1 protein-coding gene is annotated in these 1,001 nt (G+C 69.5%); it reads left to right on the top strand.

The genetic code is table 11. The features are described from left to right. Positions 1-1,001 (top strand): acyltransferase domain-containing protein (locus AD72_RS35160; RefSeq protein WP_037348472.1); only part of this gene is annotated, 1,001 nt, incomplete at both ends.

Below are 1,001 nucleotides of genomic sequence, written 5' to 3'. Positions count from 1 at the left end.
CCGTCCCAGCAGCGGGTGATCCGGGCGGCGCTGGCCGATGCGCAGCTGGCCGCCGCGGACGTCGATGCGGTCGAGGCGCACGGCACCGGTACCCGGCTCGGTGACCCGATCGAAGCCGAGGCTCTGCAGGCGGTCTATGGCGCGGACCGGGACCGGCCACTGTTCCTCGGTTCGGTGAAGTCGAACTTTGGGCATGCGCAGGCGGCTGCCGGGGTCGCCGGAATCATCAAGATGGTCGAGGCGATGCGCCGCGGCGTACTCCCGCCCACGCTGCACGCCGAGACTCCGAGCCGGGAGGTCGACTGGTCGGCGGGCTCGCTGGCCCTGCTGACCGAGCGCAAACCCTGGCGTGATGGCGCCGAACCACGGCGGTGTGCGGTGTCCTCCTTCGGGATCAGCGGGACCAACGCGCATGTCGTGCTGGAACAGTCCGCCCAGCAAGAGGCGGAACCGCAGGGCGAACCACCCGCGGTCGTTCCGCTGGTGCTGTCCGCGGCCACCGAACCGGCGCTGGCCGAGCAGGCGGCCCGGCTGCGGGAGGTGTCGGCGGCACCGGTGGATGTCGGCCGCACTCTCGCCGTGCATCGGGCGGCTCTGCCGTACCGCGCGGTGGTCACCGGCACCGACCGGGACACCCTGACGGCCGGACTCACCGAGCTGGCCGAGGGTTCCTTCCCGGTTGGTCGGGTGTCCGGTGGTGGGTTGGCGTTCGTGTTCACGGGTCAGGGTTCGCAGCGTTGGGGGATGGGGTCGGGTCTGTATCGGGCGTTTCCGGTGTTCGCGGCTGCTTTTGATGAGGTCGCCGGGTTGCTTCCGGTGGTGCGGGATTCGTCTGGGCTCGATCGGACCGGGGTGGCGCAGCCGGCGATTTTTGCGCTCGAGGTGGCGTTGTTTCGTTTGGTGGAGTCGTGGGGTGTTCGGCCGGATTTTGTGGCTGGTCATTCGATTGGTGAGATTGCGGCTGCGCATGTGGCTGGTGTGTTGTCGTTGGGGGATGCGGC

The sequence above is a fragment of the Sciscionella sediminilitoris genome, from assembly GCF_000737195.2.
Lineage (GTDB): Bacteria > Actinomycetota > Actinomycetes > Mycobacteriales > Pseudonocardiaceae > Sciscionella > Sciscionella sediminilitoris.
Note: the sequence above shows the minus strand (reverse complement) of the source record. Positions and strands in the feature narration are given on the sequence as shown.